The organism is Arthrobacter sp. NPDC097144 (assembly GCF_044762205.1).
Lineage (GTDB): Bacteria > Actinomycetota > Actinomycetes > Actinomycetales > Micrococcaceae > Arthrobacter_B.
In genome coordinates, this window is record NZ_JBIWDW010000008.1 from 126,095 (window position 1) to 150,334 (window position 24,240).

Annotated in this window: 15 protein-coding genes and 1 tRNA gene; 5 read left to right on the forward strand and 11 right to left on the reverse strand. The window is 65.9% G+C overall.

Features of this window, described 5'->3' with window-relative positions; translation table 11 throughout:
- Positions 1–4: 4 nt before the first annotated feature.
- Positions 5–1,411 (reverse strand): phosphomannomutase/phosphoglucomutase, encoded by a 1,407-nt coding sequence (locus tag ACIQXM_RS16800; protein WP_400933514.1) that lies wholly within the window; start codon positions 1,409–1,411, stop codon positions 5–7.
- 178 nt (positions 1,412–1,589) lie between these two features.
- On the opposite strand from ACIQXM_RS16800, the gene ACIQXM_RS16805 reads away from it, so the two are divergent.
- Positions 1,590–3,743 carry a RecQ family ATP-dependent DNA helicase gene (locus ACIQXM_RS16805; protein WP_400933516.1) on the forward strand — a complete coding sequence of 718 codons (2,154 nt, stop codon included), beginning with the start codon at positions 1,590–1,592 and terminating at the stop codon, positions 3,741–3,743.
- On the opposite strand, the gene ACIQXM_RS16810 is transcribed toward ACIQXM_RS16805, so the two are convergent.
- Both ACIQXM_RS16810 and ACIQXM_RS16815 read right to left on the reverse strand, forming a co-directional pair.
- Entirely contained in the window at positions 3,688–4,671 is a 984-nt protein-coding gene (locus ACIQXM_RS16810) for an FCD domain-containing protein (RefSeq protein WP_400933518.1), read from the reverse strand. The genes ACIQXM_RS16805 and ACIQXM_RS16810 overlap by 56 nt on opposite strands.
- A gap of 59 nt (positions 4,672–4,730) precedes the next feature.
- Entirely contained in the window at positions 4,731–5,555 is an 825-nt protein-coding gene (locus ACIQXM_RS16815) for a crotonase/enoyl-CoA hydratase family protein (RefSeq protein WP_400933520.1), read from the reverse strand.
- Between the two features lie 84 nt (positions 5,556–5,639).
- Between ACIQXM_RS16815 and ACIQXM_RS16820 the strand changes: the two genes are divergently transcribed.
- Positions 5,640–6,416, forward strand: coding sequence for a hypothetical protein (locus ACIQXM_RS16820; protein ID WP_400933521.1), 777 nt, complete (start codon positions 5,640–5,642; stop codon positions 6,414–6,416).
- A gap of 74 nt (positions 6,417–6,490) precedes the next feature.
- Here the strand turns inward: ACIQXM_RS16820 and ACIQXM_RS16825 are convergent, their stop codons facing one another.
- The 5 genes from ACIQXM_RS16825 to ACIQXM_RS16845 form a co-directional block, all read right to left on the reverse strand.
- The gene (locus tag ACIQXM_RS16825; protein WP_400933523.1) at positions 6,491–7,513 is read right to left on the reverse strand and encodes an aldo/keto reductase; all 1,023 of its coding nucleotides are present in this window, start codon (positions 7,511–7,513) and stop codon (positions 6,491–6,493) included.
- Between the two features lie 121 nt (positions 7,514–7,634).
- Positions 7,635–7,722 (reverse strand) — tRNA-Ser (locus ACIQXM_RS16830).
- A gap of 81 nt (positions 7,723–7,803) precedes the next feature.
- Positions 7,804–8,376 (reverse strand): ArsR/SmtB family transcription factor, encoded by a 573-nt coding sequence (locus tag ACIQXM_RS16835; RefSeq protein ID WP_400933525.1) that lies wholly within the window; start codon positions 8,374–8,376, stop codon positions 7,804–7,806.
- A gap of 3 nt (positions 8,377–8,379) precedes the next feature.
- A complete protein-coding gene (locus ACIQXM_RS16840) occupies positions 8,380–10,503 on the reverse strand; it encodes a prolyl oligopeptidase family protein (protein ID WP_400933527.1) in 2,124 nt (707 codons plus the stop codon).
- Positions 10,504–10,777: 274 nt separating this feature from the next.
- On the reverse strand, positions 10,778–11,203 hold the full coding sequence (locus ACIQXM_RS16845; RefSeq protein ID WP_400933529.1) for a hypothetical protein: 426 nt from the start codon (positions 11,201–11,203) through the stop codon (positions 10,778–10,780).
- 192 nt (positions 11,204–11,395) lie between these two features.
- On the opposite strand from ACIQXM_RS16845, the gene ACIQXM_RS16850 reads away from it, so the two are divergent.
- Positions 11,396–13,429 carry an FAD/NAD(P)-binding protein gene (locus ACIQXM_RS16850; RefSeq protein WP_400933531.1) on the forward strand — a complete coding sequence of 678 codons (2,034 nt, stop codon included), beginning with the start codon at positions 11,396–11,398 and terminating at the stop codon, positions 13,427–13,429.
- 134 nt (positions 13,430–13,563) lie between these two features.
- Positions 13,564–14,808, forward strand: a complete 1,245-nt coding sequence (locus ACIQXM_RS16855) for an MFS transporter (protein ID WP_400933533.1) — start codon at positions 13,564–13,566, stop codon at positions 14,806–14,808.
- On the opposite strand, the gene ACIQXM_RS16860 is transcribed toward ACIQXM_RS16855, so the two are convergent.
- Both ACIQXM_RS16860 and ACIQXM_RS16865 read right to left on the reverse strand, forming a co-directional pair.
- Complete coding sequence (locus ACIQXM_RS16860) at positions 14,792–15,712, reverse strand: alpha/beta fold hydrolase (protein WP_400933535.1); 921 nt, start codon at positions 15,710–15,712, stop codon at positions 14,792–14,794. The genes ACIQXM_RS16855 and ACIQXM_RS16860 overlap by 17 nt on opposite strands.
- Before the next feature lie 158 nt (positions 15,713–15,870).
- On the reverse strand, positions 15,871–17,364 hold the full coding sequence (locus ACIQXM_RS16865) for an aldehyde dehydrogenase family protein (RefSeq protein ID WP_400933537.1): 1,494 nt from the start codon (positions 17,362–17,364) through the stop codon (positions 15,871–15,873).
- A 225-nt stretch (positions 17,365–17,589) separates the two neighbouring features.
- Between ACIQXM_RS16865 and ctaD the strand changes: the two genes are divergently transcribed.
- The gene (gene ctaD / locus ACIQXM_RS16870) at positions 17,590–19,344 is read left to right on the forward strand and encodes a cytochrome c oxidase subunit I (RefSeq protein ID WP_400933539.1); all 1,755 of its coding nucleotides are present in this window, start codon (positions 17,590–17,592) and stop codon (positions 19,342–19,344) included.
- A 100-nt stretch (positions 19,345–19,444) separates the two neighbouring features.
- On the opposite strand, the gene ACIQXM_RS16875 is transcribed toward ctaD, so the two are convergent.
- A complete protein-coding gene (locus ACIQXM_RS16875; protein ID WP_400933541.1) occupies positions 19,445–23,947 on the reverse strand; it encodes an ExeM/NucH family extracellular endonuclease in 4,503 nt (1,500 codons plus the stop codon).
- Positions 23,948–24,240: the final 293 nt, after the last annotated feature.

Sequence of the window (24,240 nt, forward strand, 5' to 3'; positions counted from 1 at the left end):
TGGTTCAGTTCCTAACTAGTTCAAGTACGCGGTCGCGGACCCGCACCATGGTGGGGAGGTCTTCGGCTTCGGCGTTCAGCCGGAGGAAGGGCTCAGTGTTGGACGCGCGGAGGTTAAACCACCACTGTCCGTCATCGGCAGTGAAAGTCAATCCATCGAGCGTATCCACGGTGACACCGTCGCGGTCAAATTCAGCGCGGACCCGGGCTACTGCCGCGGGGACGTCGGAGAGCTCGGAATTGACCTCGCCGGAGGCGAAGTACGGCTCGTATTCGCGGGCCAGGTCCGAGAGCGGGAGGGTCTGTTCACCCAGCGCCGCGAGGACGTGCATGGCCGCGAGCATGCCGGTGTCCGCGTTGTAGAAGTCGCGGAAGTAATAGTGCGCGGAGTGCTCGCCGCCAAAGACGGCACCTTCCTCGGCCATCAGCGCCTTGATGAAGGAATGGCCCACGCGCGTGCGGACGGCGCGGCCGCCGTCGGCCTCCACCAGCTCCGGAACCGCGCGGGACGTGATGAGGTTGTGAATGATGACCGGCGTCGTTTCCCCGGCGGCCTTGGCGCGCGCAATTTCCCGGCGGGCCACGAGGGCGGTGATGGCCGAGGGGCTGACCGGGTCGCCCTTCTCATCGATGACAAAGCAGCGGTCCGCATCGCCGTCGAAGGCCAGGCCCAGGTCCGCACCGTGCTCGACGACGGCGGCCTGCAGATCCCGGAGGTTCTCCGGCTCCAGGGGGTTGGCCGGATGGTTCGGGAAGGAACCGTCCAGCTCAAAGTAGAGATCAATGATTTCCAGCGGCAGGCCCGGCAGCAGCGTATCGCCCAGGACCGCCGGGGTGGTGAGGCCGGCCATGCCGTTTCCGGCGTCCACAACCACCTTGAGCGGACGGATGGCGGAGAGGTCCACCAGGCTGCGGAGGTATTCGGAGTAATCGCGCAGGATATCGCGGACACTGATCTGCCCGGGGGTCTCGACGGCGGGAATGGTGCCGGCGTTCAGGTACTGCTCGGCCTTCGCCTGGATGTCATAGAGTCCGGTTTCCGAGGAGATCGGAACCGCTCCGGCCTTGGCCATCTTGATGCCGTTGTACTGGGCCGGGTTGTGGCTTGCAGTGAACGTGGCTCCGGCCGCATTTAAGGCACCGCAGGCGTAGTACAGCTCGTCGGTGGAGATGAGGTCCAGCAGGAGGACGTTGGCTCCGCGCATGGTGGCTCCGGCCGCGAAGTCCCTGATGAACTCGGGGGAGGACGGGCGCATGTCGCCGCCCACCAGGACAGTCTGACCGGCAAGATCCAGCACGTCCACAAAGGCGGCACCGACGGCCTTAACGATCTGCGGGGTGATGGTCTCGCCTACAACGCCACGAACGTCATAGGCCTTAAAGGATGCGGAAAGATCGAATTCACTAGTCACCCGCACAGTCTATAGGTCAAGCCGCGCGGACCCCGGTCCTACACCCCGGAGCCTGTCCACAACCGTTCCCGTCCACAGGAGTTGTGCCGGCTGGAGGAAACAGTCAGCAGCGGCTGGAATAGTGGAAGGTATGGAATTCCCGCAAGACACCCCAACTTTTCGTGAGACTGAACCGGATATGGCACCCCAGGCCGGCGGTACCGGCTCCGTGCATACCTCGGATGCCAACCCCGGGCTGCGGGCGGAAGCCACCGTCCTGCTCCGCGCCCTGGTGGGCAACGACGCCGCCGAATTCCACGAGGGCCAGTACGAAGCCATCGAGGCCCTGGTGTCCGGCGGACGGCGTGCGCTGGTGGTGCAGCGCACCGGGTGGGGCAAATCAGCCGTGTACTTTGTGGCAAGCCTGCTGCTGCGTGCCCGCGGCGCCGGCCCAACGCTGATCGTTTCGCCGCTGCTGGCGCTCATGCGCGACCAGGTTGCCGCTGCCGAACGTGCCGGTGTCCGTGCCGTGGCCATCAACTCCGCCAACCAGCTGGAATGGCAGGACATCTCCGCCAAGCTCCAAGCGGACCAGGTTGATGTTCTGCTTGTTTCCCCCGAGCGCCTGAACAACCCCGGGTTCCGGGAAACACATCTCCCGGAGCTGATTCGCCGTTCCGGGCTGCTCGTGATTGACGAAGCACACTGTATTTCCGACTGGGGCCATGACTTCCGCCCGGACTACCGGCGCATCCGCAGCCTGATCGAGCAGCTGCCCGCCTCGGTGCCGGTCCTGGCCACCACGGCCACCGCCAACTCCCGGGTGGTGAAGGACATTGAGGAACAACTGGCCGCCGGGGGAGAGGACGTGTTCACCATCCGCGGACCGCTCGCACGGCAATCCCTGCGTCTGGGCGTGCTGCGGCTGCCCAGCCCCAAGGCCCGGCTGGGATGGCTGCTGACCCACCTCAACGAGCTGCCCGGTTCCGGCATCATCTATGCACTGACGGTCTCCGCGGCCGAGGACACCGCCCGCCTGCTGCAGAAGGCCGGGCATCCCGTCCTTTCCTACACCGGCCGCACCGATCCGGCCGACCGGGAACAGGCGGAAGCGGCGTTGAAGAACAACGAGGTCAAGGCGCTGGTGGCCACCAGCGCGCTGGGCATGGGATTCGACAAACCGGACCTGGGCTTTGTGGTGCACCTGGGTGCTCCGTCCTCGCCCGTGGCCTACTACCAACAGGTGGGCCGTGCCGGCCGCGGCACTCCCAGCGCTGATGTACTGCTGCTGCCCGGCACTGAAGACAAGGACATCTGGGAGTACTTCGCCACCTCTTCCATGCCGGCGGAAGGCCCGGCCAACGCCGTGCTGACCGAGCTGGCATCCGGAGCGGTGATGTCCACCGGAGCTCTGGAGACACGGGTGAACCTGAAGCGCTCCCCGCTGGAGCTGCTCTTAAAGGTCCTGGCCGTGGACGGCGCAGTGGAACGTGTTTCCGGCGGCTGGCGGGGCACGGGTGAACCGTGGACCTATGACCGGGAGCGGTACGAGCGGATTTCCGCAGCCCGCGTCCGCGAACAGCAGGCCATGCTGGACTACGAGGCCACTGCGGGCTGCCGCATGGAGTTTTTGTCCGTCCAGCTCGATGACCCCGCTGCGGCTCCTTGCGGTCGCTGCGACAACTGTGCCGGACGCTGGTTCTCCGGCGACATTGCCGCCGAAGCCACCGACAGCGCAGACCAGGCCCTCAGCCGGGTGGGAGTGGATGTGGATCCGCGCGGAATGTACCCCTCCGGCATGGACCGGCTGGGTGTTCCCGTGAAGGGGAAAATCAAGCCGGATCTGGCCCTGTCCACCGGCCGGGCGCTGGCCCGGCTGACCGACCTGGGCTGGGGCGGGCGGCTCAGGGAGATCTTTGCCCCTGACGCCGCGGACACCCAGGTGGACGACGCGCTGCTTAAGGGCTGCGTGCAGGTGCTGGCGCAATGGGGCTGGGAGGAACGGCCCGTGGCAGTGGTCAGCATTCCGTCGCGGTCACGACCGCAGCTGGTGGGATCCCTGGCTCACGGCATTTCCACGTTGGGACGCATCCCGTATCTGGGCGCCCTGCAGCTGCCGCACGGCGGTCCCACGGGCGGCTCGGGCGGAAACAGTGCCTTCCGGCTCGCAGCGGTCTGGGACCAGTTTGCCGTTCCCGAAGAGGGCGCAGCCTGGTTTGCGGCTAACCCCGGACCGGTCCTGCTGGTGGATGACTTTGCTGACAGCCGCTGGACCCTCACCGAGGCGGGCCGGGTGCTTAGGCAGGCCGGCGCGGCTTCCGTGTTGCCTTTTGTCCTGGCACTGAAGGCATAGCGAACAACTCGTACAGCGCGGGCTCCCTCGCGATTCGGGCAATCTGCGGTGCCGGGCGGCTGGGTTCGGCCGGGCGGCTGGGCTCGGCGGGGCGGCTGGGCTCGGCGGGGCGGCTGGGCTCGGCGGGGCGGCCGGGCCCGGGCGGGGAAGGGGCAGCGGAGGCAGGCAAAGCGGCTGCGCGCTGAACAGCGGATGCGGCGCGCGGGTTCGGAACGGGCGGTTGCGCTGCTGCCCCCGGAGCTTCGGCTCCTGCCCCGGCCGGGGGCTGGCGCAGCCAGCGTTCCGCCGAAGCGATATGGACCGTCATGAGAGACCGCGCCAGCTCAGCGTCGCCCAGTATCAGCGCCTCCAGGATGGCAGCGTGCTCGGCGATGACGGACCCCTCCGCCCCGGCTTCAGTAATGCGCTGCCAGGTCCGCAGCCGCAGGGCACTGCCGGTCAATGAATCCAGCAGTCCGGCCAGATAAGGGTTGCCCGAGGCGCGGGCAATGTGGGAGTGGAACGTGTTGTCATGGGCAGCCAACTCGGCGGCTGTTGCCCCGGCCGGCACTGAATCCAGGCAGGCCCGCAGGGCAGCCACGGCGCGGGCGTCGATGCGTCCGGCAGCATGGGCTGCGGCACCGGGTTCGAGGATGCGCCGGACCTCGATCAGTTCGGCGGCCGAGCTTTCCTGATGGATTTCCACCATGAAACCCACGGTTTCCGTCAACAGGCCCGGGTCGAGGCTGGTGACGTAGGTCCCGTCTCCCCGCCGCACATCCAGTACGCGGATCAGCTCCAGCGCTTTCACGGCCTCCCGAAGCGAGCTGCGGGACAGTCCCAGCTGGTCACTGAGCTCGTTCTCCGGAGGAAGACGGTCACCGGCCTTGAGCTGCCCGCTGATGAGCATTGCCTTGATCTTGGTAATTGCTTCATCGGTAACAGCCACCTGACCATCTTAAGGGGCTGTTGGCGGTCCCCCGTCCGGGCAGGGGTAAATTCCGGAACCTAGTCGCCGGTGAAGACGGCGGGGCGGCGCTCGGCAAACGCTGAGGTTGCTTCATGGAAATCCCGGCTGGCGAGGAACGCGGAATTCCACAGCTGGACATAGTCCAAGCCGGCCTGGACGGGTGCCTCCAAGGCATGGTTCATCACCTGTTTCACGCCCTGCACCGTCAACGGAGGGTTCGCGGCAATCATGGCGGCAAGCTCGCGTCCCCGGCCGACGACGTCGTCCGGCAGTTCCGTGACCAGCCCCAGCCGGTAGGCGCGGTCGGCGTCGAAATCCTCTCCGGTCAGGGCGAGGTGGCGGGCGGGGCCTTCTCCGATGATTGCCGGGAGGCGCTGGAGGGATCCCAGATCGGCAACGATGGCCACCTTCACTTCGCGCACGCTGAACCTGGCGGCAGGGGAAGCGATGCGGATGTCGGCGGCGGCGATGACGTCGATCGCTCCGCCAATGCACCAGCCGTCTACCGCTGCAATGACCGGTTTGGCGCATCGGGCCAGGGAGCTGACAGCGTCCTGGAGTTCCCTGATGCTGCGGCGGAACCCTTCCCTCCGGCGCGCGTCCATTCCTCCGGCGCCCAGCAGCGGCGCAAAGACGGGAGCCATGGCCGGCAGATCAAGCCCGTAACTGAAGTTGCCGCCGGAACCGTAGAGCAGTACCGCCCGCACGCTGTCATCCTCGCTCAGGGCGCCGAAGACTTCGGGCAGTTCCCTCCAAAAGTCCGGGCCCATCGCGTTTCCTTTGGAAGGGCCGGTGAGCTCCACCTCAGCTATTCCGTCCGCAATGTGCACGCGCAGGGAACGCAGGGAAGTGGTCGGGCTCATGGAATCTCCTGTGATTGGCGGCGGCTGCACGCCAATATACCGGCAGCGAAGCACGGGGTATCGCTGAAAAGCTAGGATCGGTATATGGAGTTCCTGGTGATTGTCCTATTTGTCGTGGCCATTGTTGTGGTGAACTTTGTCATCACCCGTGCTCAGAGCCGGAAGAAGCAGGCCGAAGGGGAGGCCGTCCTGAACGGCGGGGACCGTCCTGAACGCGCTGTGAAGCCGCAGCGCACTCCACGCAGGAATGTCTCCGGCGCAACGGGAGTATCACCGGCTCCCCGTACGTCCGCAGCGGCGGCGCGTGAAGCCAATGCCAGGCTCGATGCCACCCAGCACCAGCAGGTGTACGCCGCCATTGCGCAGGGGCACCCCGTCAAAGCCGTCAAGCTCTATGCGCAGTTCACCGGTGTGGGGGTTCGGGCGGCGGGAGCGGCCGTGGAGAATCTGGCGGTGCACCCGCAGCCCTATCAGCAGCCGCGTCCGGCCGGAACGACACCTGCTGATGCGACGCCGGCCGGAGCGACGCCGGCCGGAGCGACGCCTGCCGACCAGACGCCTGCTGACGCGACGCCTGCCGATGCAAAGCCCGACGCACCTGCAGCCGGTGCAACGCCCGCCGGCCCCGAAACCCGCAAGCCTGCGGATGATGCTGCCGGTTCCACACCGAAAGCTCCCGAAAAGGCTGCTGAGCCGGAGAACCCTACAGCGGACAACTCCGCCGCCGGCAAGTCCGCACCGGGAAGCGGCGCTGCCCGGGCTGCTGACCCCCGCCGGGAATCAGCAGCCAAGCCGCCCGCTGCCCCTGAAGAAGATGAAATCAGCAAGTGGGTCAAGGACCTCCGGCCGGAAGACTTCTAAGGCATCTAAGGCATCTAAGGCAGGCATGTGGCAGACCGGCATCGCCTAGGGGCGAGTTTCTCCGGCACACGCGCCTAGGGCAGCTGCCGTGATCGTTGGTTGACCCCGTCCGTTCCGTACGGATAGTTGCCCACGGCCGGGCGGCTGAGGCCGTTCAACCTCTGCTCCTCCTGCGTTGAGAGCCGGAGCGAAGCTGCACCCAAATTGTCGGTGAGCTGCTCAACCGACCGGGCGCCCAGGATTACCGAGGTTACTCCGGGCTGAGCAGCCAGCCAGGCCAGGGCCACCTGCGCGGGGCTGGCATGGTGTGCAGCGGCAATGTCCTTCAGCGCGTCCAGGATGTGCCAGGTGCGCTCATTGTTGCTGCGCAGGTCCCAGCCCTGGAACCGCCTGGTGGGATCGTCACCGACCCGCGTCTTGCCGGCAGGAACCGACTCACGGCGGTACTTCCCGGTGAGCCATCCGCCGGCAAGCGGGGACCAGGGCAGCAGCCCCAGTCCGGCGTCGATAGCGGCGGGCACCACTTCCGACTCGATCTCGCGCTCCAGAAGGTTGTATTGGGGCTGCAGGGTCACCGGCTCGTTCCAGCCGTGCGCCCGCGCCGTGAACACTGCTTTGGTCAGCTGCCAGCCGGTGAAGTTGGAGAGGCCGTAGTAGCTGATTTTGCCTGCCGTCACCGCGTCCTGGAGGAAGCCGAGGGTTTCCTCCAGCGGTGTGAGCGGATCCCAGGCGTGCAGCTGGTACAGGTCGATGTGGTCCACGCCCAGCCGCTTCAGGGAGGCGTCCAGCGCCTGGCGCAGGTGGCGGCGGGAGGTGCCCAGATCATTCGGGCCGTCTCCCATCGGGAACCTGCCCTTCGTGGCGAGCACCATGTTGCGGGCTGCTTCCGGGCGGGCCTGGAGCCAGCGGCCCACAATCTCCTCGGAGGTCCCTCCGGTATAGACGTCGGCGGTGTCGATGAAGTTGCCGCCGGCCTCCACATAGGTGTTGAGGAGGTTGTGGGAGACGTGCTGGTCGGATTCATTGCCGAAGGTCATGGTGCCGAGCGCATAGCTGCTGACAACGGTGCCGCTGCGGCCCATCAGACGCATTTCCATGGAATTCCTTTTTGTTCGAGGAGTCACAGTTCAAGCTGCAAAGTGAATGTGCCCAACATAGTCCGAAAAGGGAATCGGCGACAGAAACAGAAAAACCCCCGGTTGCCCGGGGGTTTTAGCGCGGAGACGGGGAGATTTGAACTCCCGGTGGGCTTTAGGCCCACACTTCATTAGCAGTGAAGCCCATTCGGCCGCTCTGGCACGTCTCCAAAATGCTCTCTGATAGCTTCCGCTGCCAGCCTGACAAGACTACCCATAAGGGGCCGGTTAGAGCAAAACGTCGTCACGGCTCAGCCGGCGCCGCCGCCGGCAGGAAGTGGAGAACTGCCGGACTGTTCCGCATCGGGTTGATACATTGCAGCGAAGAAGCCGTACTTCCGGGCCTCTGCACCGGGCCCGATCCCGGCGTACTCCTCGATGAGCGCATGCAGCCTTCCCTGAAAAGCTGACAGCTGCGCGGGGGACAGGAAAAGGGTAACGCTGGTTTCGGACAGACGGCCGGACCCCGGTGCGCGGCGGTAATTCTCCAGAGCCGATTCCAGGATGGCCGGTCCCACAAGCGCGCTTTCCGGCATGGCGGGATTGAAGCTCAGGCCCAGGGTTTTGCCTGTTGCCCGGTAGGGGATCTCGCGGGCGTTCCGGTTACCCGGGCGCGCTTCCTCCGCCTCAACAAACCCGTGCTCACTGAGCAGATGCAGATGGTGAAGGGTTGCTCCGGGTGTTGCTCCCAGCCGCTGCGCAATTTCCTTGTTGGTCAGGGTCTCCCCGCGCAGCACCTGCAGGATCCGAATCCGCAGCGGGTGGGCCACAGCCTTGGCCTCATCCGCCGTCGCCTCCCGCCTCTGCACCGGTTCACCGGCCATGGTTCACCCCAGCCGTCCGGTCAGGGCCTCCCACAGGAACTCATAGGACATGGCATGCATCCGAGCGGCCTGCCTGTTGTCCGCCGCTCCGGCATGCCCGCCTTCCAGCGCCTCATGGAACCAAACCTTCCCGATGCCCATCGCCTTCATGCGGGCAGCCATCTTCCGTGCCTGCACGGGGCCCACGCGGTCGTCGCTGGTAGCTGTCCAGATCAACGTGGGGGGATAGTCGGCGTCGTCCTTGAGCAGGTGGTACGGCGAGAACGTCTGCACAAATTCCCACTGGCGGGGATCCTCCGGATCGCCGTACTCGGCAATCCAGGAGTACCCGGCGGACAGCTTGGTGTAGCGGCGCATGTCCAGCAGCGGCACCCCGCAGGACACTGCGCCGAACAGATGCGGATAGGTGGTGAGCATGTTGCCGACCAGCAGGCCGCCGTTGCTGCGGCCGGTGCAGCCCAGATGCGCGCGCGAGGTGACCCCGCGGCGAATCAGGTCCTCGGCCACGGCGGCAAAGTCCTCATAGGCACGGTGCCGGTTTTCCTGCAGGGCAGCGCGGTGCCATTCGGGTCCGTACTCGCCGCCGCCGCGGATATTGGCCAGCACGTACACACCGGACCGCTTCAGCCCCGAGGCATCCGTGAAGCTGCGTTCCAGCCATCCGCGGCCCACCATTCCGCTGTAAGCCGGTGTCAGCGCCTGTTCAAAGCCGCCGTAGCCGTTCAGCAGGGTGGGGTTGCCGCCGTCGAGCACCAGGTCCTTGGGACCCACCTGGAAATAGGGCACCCTGGTGCCGTCGGCGGAAACGGCAAAATGCTGCTCCACGATGTCCGAAGAGGCGTCAAAGAACGACGGCGACTGCTTGACCACCGCTGCCGGCCCGCCCTTGAGCTGCCCGAGGGTTCCGCGCGAGAGCGTGGACGGGGTCAGGAAACCGGTGCTGATGAGCCAGTAGTCGTTGCCGGCCTCCTCATCCTCATCGTCCACCGCGTACGCATCAACGCTGTGCAGGGGCGGGCAGGCATCCAGCTCCGACGCGGCCCAGCCGTTGGCCGGATCCAGCACCGAGATTTGGGACGACACATCCCGCAGCAGGTTCAGCAGCAGATAGTCCCGGGTCCAGCTCCAGGACTGCAGGGATGTTGCCGGGTCCGGGGTAAACAGTGTCACCAGCTCGCGGCTGCCGGCCAGGAAGGACTCGATATCTGCGGCCAGCAGCGACCCGGCGGCGTACACGATGCCGTCCAGCTCCCAGTCGGTGCGCGGGCGCAGCACCAGCCACTGCCGGTGCACATCCACATTCACGTCCAGCGGCACATCCAGGCGCACCCACTGGTCTGCGCGGCGCAGGAAGGTGGAGCTGTTGTAGAAGTCCACGATGTCCACCGCGAGGTCGCGTTGGAAGCCGGGCGTCTGGTCATGCACCACCACCGCCATCATGTGGTCTTCGGGCACTTCGAAATAGGGTTCGGCGTCGGCCAGCGGCATACCGCGGCGCAGAATCCGGCTGGTGCGCGGATACGAGGAGGTGGTCATGGACCCGGGACCAAAATCGGTGCCGACGTACAGCTCGTCCGGTCCGGCCCAGCTGATCCGGTTCTTGGCCGCGGGAATGTCAAAGCCGCCGGGAACAAAGGCACGGTCGACGACGTCGAACTCGCGGTAACGGGCAGCGTCACCACCGTCGGGGGAGAGGACCACCAGCGCGCGGCGGTAGGGAGCGCCGTCGGCCGGCCGCAGGAAGGCGGAGCCGCCCCAGACCCACTCCGTATCTTCGTCGCGGCTCAGTTCGTCCACGTCGAGAAGGATTTCCCACTGCGGCTCGTCGGAGATGTAACTCTCCCATGTGGTGCGGCGCCACAGACCCTTCGGATGCTCGGCGTCGCGCCAGAAGTTGTAGTAGTGCTCGCCCCGCTTGGCAGCCATGGGAATGCGGTCAGTGGAGTCCAGTACTTCCAGCAGCCGCTTCTCGGTGTCCTCAAAGCCGGTTTCAGAGAGCAGGTCCTCCGTGACCTTGTTTTCCGCGCGCACCCAGTCCAACTGTTTGTCCCCGTAGATATCCTCCAGCCAGAGGAACTCGTCATCAGCAAAGGAGCCGGCGGACAGGTCAGGAGTCGAGGAAGTCATGTGCCCATCCTAGGGGTGATGCCGCAGCCGTAAGCGTGCCTTTGGCCGTGCAGGATGTTCCCGCCCCGGACCCCGGAGTAGAGTTCCCGGACCAGCCGGGACCACCCGGCATCAATCGCGGCGGCGGCCGGACCGCCCGGCAGCCCGGAGGCACCTCCTGAACACCTTCGTCCTTTCCCTGATGATCGTGGGCATGGCGGCCGCGCTCGTTCTTTTCTGGCTGGCCTTCCAGCTGTACCGGATTCCTGCGGCCCAATTGCAGCGCCGGCAGCGCCTATATGTCTGGTTCTGGATCCTGACCGGCTTTGTGCTGCTGATCTTTTTGATCGTGTTCCTGCTCTAGGGCCTGCTCCTCCGCCGGGAGGGTGCCGAGAACGTGGAGCAGGGCTTCCCGGGCCAAACCAGTCCAGTTGTCCCGTGTCTTCCGTGAGTCATTCCCGGCGGGGACGGCAACCCACTCACGCATGGTCCGCCGGCCCATGGTGACCGGCTCGGCAGCGCCCGCCGCAACCAGGCCCGCAGCCCGCTCCCGCGGAAGCTTCACGATCAGGCTGCCGTCGTGGGCGAGGAAAGCCACGATCGTGTTGCCGGTGCGCAGCCCCGGGCTGCGAAACATCGGGCCGACGGTTACCGGCCCGTCCGCCTGCAACGCGGCCGCCAGGTCCTCCAAGAGGTTCAGCGCTGTTTCAGAAGGAACCACTGCCCTGTCCCCTTCCTCCCCAAGGCCCGTTCGACTCAGGCCCGTTCGACGCGAGCCCCATTAAAGGCTGCCCCGTTGGACCACAGCCCCTTCTGAAGATTCCCTCTTTCCTTTCCATGCATCAAGGGCGGGAAGCCGCGGTTCTTGTGATCCACGCCGGATCGCTGTTTACGGGACAGATACTCTTGAAGCATGATCAACACCGCACAGAGCTACCAAGTGGCCGTAATTGGAGCGGGTCCGCGGGGAATCTCTGTTGTGGAACGCACGCTGGCCCACTACCTTTCGCTGCCGGCAGCGAACCGGCCCAGCCTGAAAATTACCGTCTTTGATCCGTTTAATCCGGGGCCGGGCCATGTCTGGCGCACGGGACAGTCCCGGCTGTTCCTGATGAACACGCCCTGCCTTTTTCCAACAGTGGTTCCGGCCGGGGCAACCGCCGATGAGCTGGCGGCATCGCCCTCGGCGCTGTCCTTCGACCAATGGCGGATGCTGATGGACGACGACGACGCTGCTGCCCGGCTTTCGTCCGCGGACCGTGAGGAACTGGCCGCGCTGACACCGGGAACCTTTCCCAGCCGTGCCATTTACGGACGCTACCTGGAGTGGACCTTCGCCCGGCTCGAGGAAGCTGCGCTCGCCGCCGGAGTGGAACTGGCACATGTGCGTTCCGAGATCCTCGGACTCGAGCGCCCGGAGACCGGGAACGGCTGGTTCCTTGAGGTTGCAGGCGAAGGCAAGCGGGAGGCCGACACCGTCGTGCTCGCCCTGGGCCACCTGCCCGCTGCGCTGAGCCCCGAACAGGACCGGCTGCGGAACGCCGCTGACCGGCACGGCCTGCGCTACCTGCCTCCCGCCGTGCCCTCCGATGTTGATTTCAGCGTCTTTCCTGCCGGTGAGCCGGTCCTCGTCCGCGGTCTCGGACTGAACTTCTTCGACATTATGATCCAGGTGACCACCGGCCGCGGCGGCCGGTTTGTGTCCAGCGGCGGCCCCGCCGGCCGTTCCCTGCGGTACGAGCCCAGCGGCCGCGAACCGGTCCTGGTGGCGGCTTCCCGGCGGGGCACCCCCTACCGCGCGAAAGCCCGCCTGGACTCCTACGTCCCGCGCAGTGTGCGGCTGAACTACTTCACCCCGGAGGCCGCCGCCGCCCTCAAGGACCAGGGCATTTTGCCCGGCTTTGACCACGATCTGTGGCCGCTGCTGCACCGCGACGCTGTCTGGGCCTACTACTCCACGCTGGCACGGGTAGCCGGAAATGAATTGCTGGAACCCGCGGAGCTCTTCCTCACCGAGCTGCGCGCAGCCCTGGATCTTCCCGGGCCCGAGTGGGATGCGGCCAAGGAGAAGGTCCTGGACCGCTTTGTTCCGGCAGCACGCCGCACCAACCTCGAAGGGTTGGCCCAACCCCTGGGACGGCGTCCGTACAGCGGCGCCGAGGACCTGGACAACGCCGTTCTGGCCTACCTGGAGAACGACGCAGCCGGATCGGCGGCGGGCGAAGACGATCCCCTGAAAATGGCCATCGGTGCGCTCAACGCCGGGCGCACGCTGCTGAAAGCGGTAGTGGCCGACGGCGGACTCGCCGAAGCTTCCTGGCTCTCCGAGCTGCGGGGCTGGTTTGAACCGCTGGTGGAAGGCCTGGCCAGCGGGCCTCCGCCCGAGCGGATCGAGCAGCTGGCTGCCCTGGTACGGGCCGGCGTCGTGCACTTTGTAGGTCCCGATCCGCGCTTTGACATTGACGAGGCACGGGGAGTCTTCACCGCAAATTCGCCCTGGTCCGGCACTGAATACGCTGCCCGCACCTTGGTGGAAGCGATGATGCCGCCAAACCGGGTGGACCGGAACATCTCCCCGCTGCTGGGTGGACTGCTGCGTGAGGGCCTGGCGCGGCCGAAGGTCATGATGGCTGCAGACGGAACGGCCGTGATCACTCCGGGTCTTGATGTCACTCTGCCGCCATACCGTCCGGTGGGGATCAGCGGTGAGCCGCAGGAAGATCTTTACGTTCTGGGGCTTCAGCTCTCGTCGGTGCAGTGGGGAACCGCCATTGCGGCCGAGGCCGGTTCGCCCGCGGGCACCGGTGCCCGAACGCTGCGGGACGCGGATGACATAGCCGCCGCCCTTCTGGCTTCGGCTGCCGCCGCGCAGGCGCGGCCGGATCCGCGGGACCGGGCCACCGAAGCAGCAGGGAACCTGCGGGAGGATTCGCGGAGCGCGGGCTAACCCCTGCGGGCTAACCCCTGCGGGCTAACCCCTCCGAACTAACCCCCTGCGGTTCCGGCGGTCGCGTAGCGCGCTGGGGCGCGGCGCCGGCCGTAATGCTTGCCCGCCGGCGTTTGCTTTCCTATGCTCAGGCGATGACTGCCGAAGCGGTGCCCGGGAATCCACACACAGCCCTCCGGCGCGAGCGCTCCGCACTGCTGGCTGCAGGATTCACCAACGGTCCCGCTGAGCTGGTTGATTTCCTGATTCCGCTCTGGGCCGGCATTGCCCTTGGCGCTCAGGCCTGGCAGGTGGGCCTCCTCATAGCGGCCGAACTGCTGGTGTCCGTGGTGGTCCGGCCGATGGCCGGGCGGCTGGCGGACAGCAGGGAACGGAAATCCCTCGCCGGCATTGGGGCGGTGATCTACGGACTCTCGTGCTGCGGATACGCTGTTGCCGATTCCTTGCCGATGGCCTTTGCCGCGGCCGTTCTGGGCGGCATCGGCGGGGCGCTCCTCTGGGTCTGTCTGCGCGCCATCGTCAGTGAACGGCTCGCAGTTGATTCCGGTGTGTTTGCCCGCCTGATGTCCGTCCAGGAGACCGGTTCATGGGTGGCTTTTGTTGCAGGACTGGTGCTGCTGTCCTTCACGGATCTCTTTGCCCCGGTTCTGGCCGGGTGCGGTGCAGCCTGCCTGGTGGGCGCCGTCGTACTGCTGGCGAGTCCGTCCCGGCCGGACACCGCTCCCGCACCCGGCGGTGGCAGCGCGGCCCTGGCCCCCGGTGCGCCGGACGTGAGCTCGCGCCGGATTGCCGCGCGTATCCGGCCGATGCTGATTACTTCGGCGACCACGGCCGTAGCTGAAGCTGCCGTGTCGATCCTGCTTTTGCTGCACCTGCAGCGGGGGTTCGGCCTGGGCGTCATTGAAACCGCCTATGTCTTCCTGCCGGGAGCCATTGCCCTGGCGGTGCTGCCGCCGGTGCTGCACAAGGCCGTTCGGCGGATCGGGCGACGGCGGGCCATGGCTGTCGCCTCGGTTTTCAGCGCGGTTTTTGCGGTGTCGCTGGCCTGGGCACCGAATCCCTGGGCGATTTCCGCCCTGTGGATCCTGAGCGGAGTGGCGTTTGCCGTCCTGATGCCCATCGAACAATCGGTCATTGCCGAGGCCGAGCCGACCAGGGTAGGGGCCGGCATAGGAATCTACACCGCCGTCGGCCTGCTCAGCGCAGCTGCCGGTGCACTGGCCGCGGGCCTGTTGTATGAGTTCAGCTCCTGGCCGGCAGCGTGCCTCATTTCCGGCGTCCTGATCCTCAGCGGCGCCGTGCTGGGGCCGTGGGCAATCCGGAAGCTTGGGGTTGCCGATGTTCCTGCCGAAGAGTCGCCGGTCATTCCGGACCGCTAATGCGGCCCGCGTCGGATGGGGGTGCGATGGCCAGCCGCAGCATCCGGCAGAACGCGGTGCTGTCCTCGACGGGCCACCAGTGTCCGCCGTCCACCGGGCTGATGCGCAGATCCCGCACTTCCTCCCGCAGCCCGTCAGTCAAACGGGGGGAGAGGAACGGATCATGCAGCGGAACAATGACGTGGACCGGTACCTCGATCATTGGCGGCAGGCCGTAGGCGGAAACACCCGACCCGAGCAGATTTGCCCGGTACAGCTGGAGACCGCGGACGCCATTGTCTGTGGCGGTCCCGGCACTGATCCCGGTATCCGAGGCCCGGTTTGCGGCAAGCCGGGCATAGCGCGGACCCACCAGCCGCCACAGCAGTTCCGGCAGGACAGGCAGCTGGAAGAAGGCAACATACGTGCTGCGCAGGGCCTGGCTTGCTGCCAGCAGCCACCGGCGCGGTGTCTGCAGGCAGCCCGCAAACCAGCGGCGGAGGTGGAGAAGGTCGGGGCCGGAAATGCTGGTGAAGCTGAGGATGCTCCCGGCGGCACGTGGATCGCGGACTGCGGCCCAGCACTGGACGGAACCCCAGTCATGGCCCACCAGATGCACGTGCTCTGCTCCGGCTGATGCCAGGACGGCGTAGAGGTCAGAGACCAGCAGCGGCAACCGGTACGGGGTCAACGGATTATCCGTCTGCGCTTCCACCCGTGAGGCCCCGGCATTGCGGGTGTCATAGGCCAGCACCCGGTGATCCGCGGCCAGATCCTCGATCACCCTGTGGAACACGGTGTGGTCGTCGGGATAGCCGTGGACCAACAGGATGGTTGGAGCATCTGCTGCCGGCGGCAGGCCGTACTCAAAAACTGCCAGCCGTGCGCCGTCGTTCTCCACCGTCCACTGCCTGTTCTCCTGCATCCGGATGTGTCCCTTCATCTGCTTTTGCGCCGGGCTGAAGGCGATACCGCGGCCGGTCAAACGGGCCTTAACGCGGGATGCCGCCCCGGCAATGTGCCGGGACGGCATCCTTTCAGCTTTGGCTGTCCAGAGGAAGCCGTGCTGCCAAACGGTGCTGCTTAGAACGGGTACTGACGGGCTCCGCGCTGAACGGTGACGGTGTGGTCCGTGGTGAATTCCTCGATCGCCCACTCGCCGTTGAAGCGGCCAAGGCCGGAGTTCTTCTCGCCGCCGAAAGCAACGTGTGCTTCGTCCTGGACCGGAACGTCGTTGACGTGCGTCATGCCTGCCTTGATGCGGCGGGCAAACTGGGCTCCGCGGTCCAGATCCGAGGTGAACACCGAGCTGGACAGCCCCAGGTCGCTGGCGTTGGCCAGTGACAGGGCATCTTCAGCATCTGCGGCGCGGACGATGCCGGCGATGGGACCGAAAATCTCTTCCTGGAAGAGTTCCATGTCCTTGGTGACGTCGGCGAAGACGTACGGGGAGAGGACCTGCCCGTTTGTTTCCCCTTCAACCACCATCCGGGCGCCCTGTTCCTGGGCCAGCTCAATCTTCTTCTGCAGCCCCTGGAGCTGCTTTGCATTGATGATCGGGCCTACGGTGTTCTGCGGATCCCGGGGGTCCCCGGAGTTCAGCGTCTTGGCATGCGCGGCGAACTTCTCCACGAACTCGTCATACACGGCGTCTTCGACGATGATCCGGTTGATAGCCATGCAGATCTGTCCCTGGTGGAGGAACTTGCCCATGATGGCGGCCTTGACGGCCTGGTCCACATCCGCGTCAGCCAGCACCACGAACGGGCTGTTGCCGCCGAGCTCAAGGGCGACGTGCTTCAGGGTGGGGCCGGAGGATGCCAGCGCGCCGAGGTTCTTGCCCACCGGCGTCGACCCGGTAAAGGAAATGAAGGACGGAACGGGGTGCTCCACGAAGGGGTCGCCGATTTCGGAGCCGGCACCCACCACGACGCTGAGCACGCCGGCGGGCAGGCCGGCCTCCTCAAAGATCCGTCCAATCATCAGGCCGCCGGTCACCGGAGTATCGCTGGCCGGCTTGAGGACGACGGCGTTGCCCACTGCCAGGGCCGGTGCAACTGAGCGCATGGACAGGTGAAGCGGGAAATTCCAGGGGCTGATCACGCCCACCACGCCCAGCGGTCCGCGGTAGACGCGGGATTCCTTACCGGGAACGTCCGAGTTCAGGATCTTGCCGGTGACGCGGTGCGGGAAGGTAGCCGACTCCTTGGTGATGGAACGGGCCGAATTGATTTCGATGGTGGCCTTGACCACGGTGCTGCCGGATTCTGCCGCCAGCCAGGCCATGATTTCGTCACGGCGTTCGTCAAAGATCAGGGCAGCCCGCTCCATGACCGCGCGGCGTGCTGCCGGGGTCTGCGCTGCCCACTCCTGCTGGGCCTTCGCTGCGGCGGTGTACGCCTCGTCCAGGTCCTCAACGGAGGCCTGGCGGATGCTCATGAGTTCCCTGCCGTCAAAGGGGCTGGTGTCGCTCAGGACCCGGTCGGAGCTTCCGTCGCGCCACTGTCCGGCAATGTACTGCTTCGAGGGAATCCAATCGGTGAGCACGGTTGTGGGTGATTCGACCTGGGAGGTCATGTGGTTCTCCTTGAAATCTTGACGCATGTGCCGGATTCAACCGGAGCATCTGCTGTTTCATTCCCGGGGTGCCAACACGCCGCCTGTGGCCGGAGGATGCAGAAGGGGGCGCCGGCCTCTGGACGCGGGCGAAAGCGGAGCCCTACGATACAAGACACGGCGCCCTCTTCCGGGGGCCGCTGAAAGCACAGTGTTCTGGCCTATGCACCCAAGGGATGGCATTGCATGTCGACGCTCAAGTACTCCACTGATGAATCCGGAACCTTTGTACCGCCGCGCGTCGTGCCCCTCTCCAAGGGCCGGATCGTAGTCAACTGGCTGACCTCAACGGACCACAAGACGATCGGCTACATGTACCTGATCGCCTCCTTCACGTTCTTCTGCCTGGGCGGAGTAATGGCCCTGGTCATCCGCGCCGAGCTGTTCGAACCCGGCATGCAGATCCTGCAGACCAAGGAACAGTACAACCAGCTGTTCACCATGCACGGCACGGTGATGCTGCTGATGTTCGCGACGCCGCTGTTTGCCGGATTCGCCAACATCATCATGCCGCTGCAAATCGGTGCTCCCGACGTTTCCTTTCCGCGGCTGAACGCCCTGGCGTTCTGGTTCTTCCTCTTCGGCAGCACCATTGCGGTGAGCGGATTCATCACTCCCCAGGGGGCGGCATCGTTTGGCTGGACGGCCTACGCGCCGCTGTCCAGCACCACGTTCTCGCCCGGAGTGGGCGGGGACCTGTGGGTGTTCGGCCTGGCGCTGTCCGGTTTCGGAACCATTCTCGGCTCGGTCAACTTCATCACCACCATCGTCTGCCTGCGCGCTCCGGGCATGACCATGTGGCGCATGCCGATCTTCACCTGGAACACCCTGGTGACCGCCATCCTGGTGCTCATGGCCTTCCCGCCCCTGGCAGCGGCGCTGTTCGCGCTGGGCGCGGACCGGCGGTTCGGTGCCCACATCTTCGATGTGGAACGCGGCGGGTCCATCTTGTGGCAGCACCTGTTCTGGTTCTTCGGCCACCCCGAGGTGTACATCATTGCCCTGCCCTTCTTCGGCATCATTTCCGAGATCCTGCCGGTCTTCAGCCGAAAACCGATCTTCGGCTACAAAGGCCTGGTGTTCGCCACCATCGCCATTGCCGCCCTGTCCGTGACCGTGTGGGCGCACCACATGTATGTCACCGGCGCCGTGATGCAGTCCTTCTTCGCGTTCATGACCATGCTGATCGCGGTGCCAACGGGTGTGAAGTTCTTCAACTGGATCGGCACCATGTGGCGGGGCTCAATTACCTTTGAGACTCCCATGCTGTGGAGCATCGGCTTCCTCATCACCTTCCTGTTCGGTGGCCTGACCGGTATCATCCTGGCTTCACCGCCGCTGGATTACCAGGTGTCGGACACCTACTTTGTGGTGGCGCACTTCCACTACGTGGTGTTCGGAACCGTGGTGTTTGCCATGTTTGCCGGGTTCTACTTCTGGTGGCCCAAATTCACCGGAAAGATGCTCAACGAACGGCTCGGCAAAATCCACTTCTGGATGCTGTTCATCGGCTTCCACGGCACCTTCCTGATCCAGCACTGGCTCGGCGTGAGCGGTATGCCCCGCCGTTACGCGGATTATCTGCCTGAGGACCACTTCACCGGGATGAACCAGCTGTCCACCGTCTCCTCGATGCTCCTGGGCGCTTCGATGATCCCGTTCTTCTGGAACGTCTACATCACCTGGCGGCGGGGGCGGAAGGTAGGCGTTGATGATCCCTGGGGCTTTGGCTGTTCACTGGAATGGGCTACGTCCTGCCCGCCGCCGCGGCACAACTTCACCTCGCTGCCGCGCATCCGTTCCGAGCGTCCTGCCCTGGACCTGCACCACCCGGAGCTCAAGCCGCGTCCCAACCAGGAGACCGACAACCCGGCGGTGAAGGTGTTTGGCGCAGCAGACATGGGCAGCGAGAAACCCAACGACCCGGATCCGCGCGACTAGCGGGACCTCCGGCACACAAAAGCGGCGCCGCCCGGACCAAGTGTCCGGACGGCGCCGCTTTTGTGCTTGCCCGAGTTAGTGCTGCCCGAGCCGCTGCGGGTTAGCCGCGGCTGTAGAGGCAGCTCACGTACTTGGCCCAGTCAACGGCATACCGCAGCCAGCCCCGCAGGTCCCACCAATGCTGCGGCGGAACGGGGGCGGTGCACACCGGAGCCGGCGGAACCGTAGGAGCGGCCTCCACCGTTACCGGATGGGACACAGCGGTTCCGGACGGATCGGCGGTGAGCACCAGGGTGCCCGGCCCGGAGGCCGACGGCGGAAGGGTGACGTTGACCGTTGCCGTCCCGGCGGACACCGCTGCGGTGGCCAGCGCGGTGGCGGTACCGGAGCTGTTCACCCAGCTGGCCGCGAGAGTGGTGTTTGCCGGACTGCCCAGTGAGGTCAGATCGAGGCCGGACACCGTGAAGGACGCTGCTGCTCCGGCCTTTACTGTTGCCGGAGCGCCCTTCAAAATGACACCCTGGCGGGCGAAGTCCGGGGACAGCGGGCTGTTGGCCTTGATGTAGCTGATCCACGCATCGCGGTCCACCAGTCCCGTATCCCGGGTGTTGGTTCCTTCCGAGAAGACGGTGAAGTTGTCGCCGCCCTGGGCCAGGAAGCTGAAAGTGCCCACCCGGTAGTCGCGGGCCGGATCCATGGCGGCACCGTTAATGGTGACGGTCTGGATGCGGGAGCCGCGCGGCTGGTCGGGATCGTAGGTGTAGGTGATGTTGTCGGACAGGCCCAGTGCCAGGAAGGCACGCGAGCTTCCCTCGGGCTGCCACTGCTGTTCCAGCATGGTCTTGAGCTGGGCGCCGGTGAGCGTGGTGGTCCAGAGGTTGTTCACGAACGGCAGCACGGCGTTGGCTTCTGCATACGTGATCACGCCGTCGTCGCCGTAGTACAGCTCAGCGCGCAGCCCGCCGGGGTTGGTGACGCCGATTTCGGCGCCTCCGCGCTCAGCGGAGGAGAGGGTGCTCAGCAGCGAATCGGCCACGAGGTTGCCCAGTGTGGATTCCGAGCTGCGGTCATCGCGGACGGTGCCCTTGAACGCCGTCGTGATGTCAGCGGTGACCGAGCCGACCGGCTGGTTGCCGATCTCGGCAGCGGAGGCCAGTGCTGCACCCACGATGGACTTGACCTTGGCCACTGCCGGGTAGGCGGCGACGAGTGAATCGGCGCTCGCGGTGGTCCGCGGAACGTTCGTGGCCGTGTAGGACAGGACTTCATCTGTTGCCGGGTTGTAGTCCAGGTTGATCTGGCCAATGAACTCGCCGTAGGACCCCGTCTGCAGCACCGGGCGGGTCTTGCCGCCGGCACCGGGAACGGGGGCGTCCCAGGCGTACTGCTTGTGGGTGTGGCCGGTGTAAATGGCGTCCACCAGCGCGGTGGTGCCGGTGACGATGTCGGCAAACGCGCCGCCGTCGGCCAGTTCGGCGTCCAGTGTGGCGCCGTCCGGGGTGCCGCTTCCGGCGCCCTCATGGTACTCGGCGATGATGACGTCAACGTTGCCCTCCGACTGGAGGCGTTCAGCCACGCGGTTCACGGCTTCCACCGGATCCCCGAACTCCAGTTCGGCGATTCCGCCGGGGCTGACCAGTGCGGACGTTTCTTCGGTGATGGCGCCGATGACGGCCACTGAGACGCCGTCGACGTCCAGGACCGTGTACTCATCCAGCGCGGGGGTGGTGGTGCCCTTCAGGTAAACGTTGGCGCCCAGGTACGGGAAGTCCGCAGTCGGATCAACGCGGTCCCGAAGGTCCGCGAAACCGGCATCGAACTCATGGTTGCCCACAGCGGAGGCCCGCAGCCCCAGCGCGTTCAGAACATCGAGGGTCGGAACATCCTGCTGCACCGAGGAGGCGAACAGCGAGGCGCCGATGTTATCCCCCGCGGAGAGGAACAGTGAGCTGCCCTCGGGTGCGGCGGCCTTGAGCTGTTCAACGGTTCCGGCGAAATTCAGGGTGTTTGCGTCAATTCGACCGTGGAAATCGTTGATGTTCAGCAGGTTGAGTTCTTTGGTCTCGGTGCCGGCCGGCGTGAGGTCCAAGCCAACGATGATCGGATCGTGGTCCGAGGACCGGTACGGATCCGGAGCGTAATAGTTGGTGGCATTGGTGTTGTACCGGCTGTATTCCAGGGCCACCGACTCCACGGAGTTGATGTTCCAGATGTCGGCACCGGTGACGGCTTCGGCCGCAGCCGGAGAAGCCATGATGTGGTCCAGGGAACCCACCAGACCGCTGTAGGCGTAGGAGTGCTTTCCTATGGCCTTGCCCAGGTCCACGTAACCGGCATCAACCAGGGTGGTCATGGGGTCTTCGGCGGAATAGGCGTTGAAATCACCCAGCAGGAAGACCTTGTCGGTTCCGGCAGCCTTGGCGGTGCTGTCCGCAAAACCGGCCAGTGCCTTTGCCTGCCGGACACGGTCGGCATTCCAGCCGCCCTGTCCGGTATCCGCGTTCTCTCCGGTCGCCGGGGCAGAGCCCTTGGACTTGAAGTGGTTGCTGATGGCCAGGATAGTGGAGCCGGCGTCGCCGTTCGCAGGCTTGAAGGCCTGTGCCAGCGGTTCACGGGCGTTGGAGAACACTGATTCATCGTTGAGGATCACGGACTCGCCAACCGGTTCTGCTGCGGCCGTCCGGAAGATGAAGGCCGTCCGGATGACGTCTTCGGCGTCGGGCAGCGCGGCGGGGGAGCGCACGTAGTCCCAGGTTCCCGGTGCTGCCTGGTTTAGGGCTGCGGTCAGGTTGGCCAGGGCTTCGTCACGGTCCTTGCCGAACACGGCCGAGTTTTCCACCTCCATCAGGGAGACGACGTCGGCGCCCAGGGCGTTGATGGCGGCAACAATCTTGGCCTGCTGGCGCTCCAGGTTCTCCGGGTTCGCGGCGCCGCGGGCATTGCATCCGCCGCGCACGGTCAGCGGAGCCCCGGTGCGGTCATTGTTGTAGGTGCAGCCGGTCAGGTCAGCCCCGGTGGTGCTGAAGTAGTTCAGCACGTTGAAGGAGGCGAGCTTGAGGTTTCCGCCCACGCTTTCGGGTGCTGCGGTGCGGGTGGCTTCGAACGACGCCGGGGTAACCTCGGCAGCGTTGGCGGCGGTGAGCGCGGTCAGCGGCTGAAACTTCCAGGCGCTGTTGCGGTAGTCCAGGATGACGCCGGTGGTGAAGGTGGCGGCGGCACCGATGCGTACCGGGTTGTCCAGTGTCAGGTACGGCAGGGGAGTGCCCTGGTTGGCGGCGCTGAGGAAATTGATGCTGGCGCCGTCGTCGAGCTTGACGGCACGTGCAGCGTTGTCGGCGACGACGGCGGCGTGCTCGGGGGTGCCCACGGCGGCCACCGCGGTGGGCTGGACCAGGGGCGATTCACCGGCAGCCAGTCCGATTTCCGCGTACTGGTTCAAGGAGTAGTTGTCGGTGACGGTAAAGCTGCCCTGAGGCGCCAGCAGCATGCCTTCCAGCGCTTCGCGTTCGACGTCGGTGGCCGGCCAGGCGACAGCGGCCGGCTTGACCTCCTTGGCAGGCTCATCGAGCTTGGTGACGTTCCCGGCGGAGACAGTGAGCTGGGTGAGGCCGAAGTATTCGCCGACCGTGCCGGTGACTTCCACATAGTCGCCGGCGGCCACGGAAGCTGCGGTGTCGGCGGAGAAGACAAAGATGCCGTCGGAGGCGGTGTGGGTGGCCGGATCCAGGGTGCCGCCGGTGCCCGGGGTCTGGATGTAATAGCCGTTGAAGCCGCCGGTGGGGTAGACGCCGGTGACCTTTCCGCGGGTGGTGGCCGTTTGGCCAACCAGGGGGCTGGTGTCGCCGGAACCCTGGATCTCGGCGATGGAAACCGCTCCGGCCGGCGGGTCAACCGGTGTGGTGGGCGACGGCGTGGGGGTGGGGGTGGGGTCCGGCTCGGTGGGAGCTGTGCCGCCCGTTCCGGTGGGGGTGACCTCAGGGCTCAGTACGAAGTCGGCGGCGTTGTTGTTGGTGTCGGCAAATCCGCTGCGGTTCAGGGACTTCGGATCACTGTTGCCGGCCGGAGCCTGCGCTGCTGCGGTTTCAAAGGTGTTGGAAGTCCCGTAACCCAGCAGGTCCACCACGCCGGGAGCGGCGGTGACCGAACCGACGGGCAGGGGATCCACGCGGGTGGCCTGGTTGGACAGGATCAAGGTGCCGCCCGCGCCGCCGAAGCTGGCGCCCACGGTGGCGTCTGCTGCCGGGAGGGGAGCGCCGGTGCTGCCGTTGGACGCGCCGGACACCAGATAGTAGCCTCCGGCGGGGATGGATCCGGAGAGTGCACCGATGCCGGTGGGAGCCGCCGTCGAGCCGGCCGCGCGGTACTGCAGCGACCAGCCCTCCAGGCTCACGTCCGAGGAGGTGGGGTTGTACAGTTCCACGAACTTGTTGGCGAACGGGGCGTTTGCGCTTCCGCCGCTCAGGTAGGCCTCATTGATGATGATGCCGGGGGCAACAGCTGCAGTGCTGTCTTGTGCGTAGGCCGGCAGCGCCGTGATGGGCGCTGCCAGCAGTCCGGCTGAGAGGGTGGTTCCCAGCGCGGCCTTCCAGAAAGTTGGGCTCATGCCTCTTGCTCCTTGGTCAGCCGGGAAGCCAGCTGACGGTAGTGGCCGCCGCGAGCGGCGCCGAGGGGGTGTAACGCGTGTGACGCACGCAATACTATGTGGTTCACGTTACAAACGGGTGACACGCCGGTGGAGTGCAGGGAAACGGAGGCGGAGATTCCGCTGTTCGGGAGCCCGGATCGAGGCGGAATCCCCGTATTGGGGCGCCGGGCGACGGAATAAGCCGGGCGCCGGAATAAGTGCCCTGCGGCGGAATAAGCTCGGCCGGCGCGAAGTTGTCTGTGCTCGGGGAA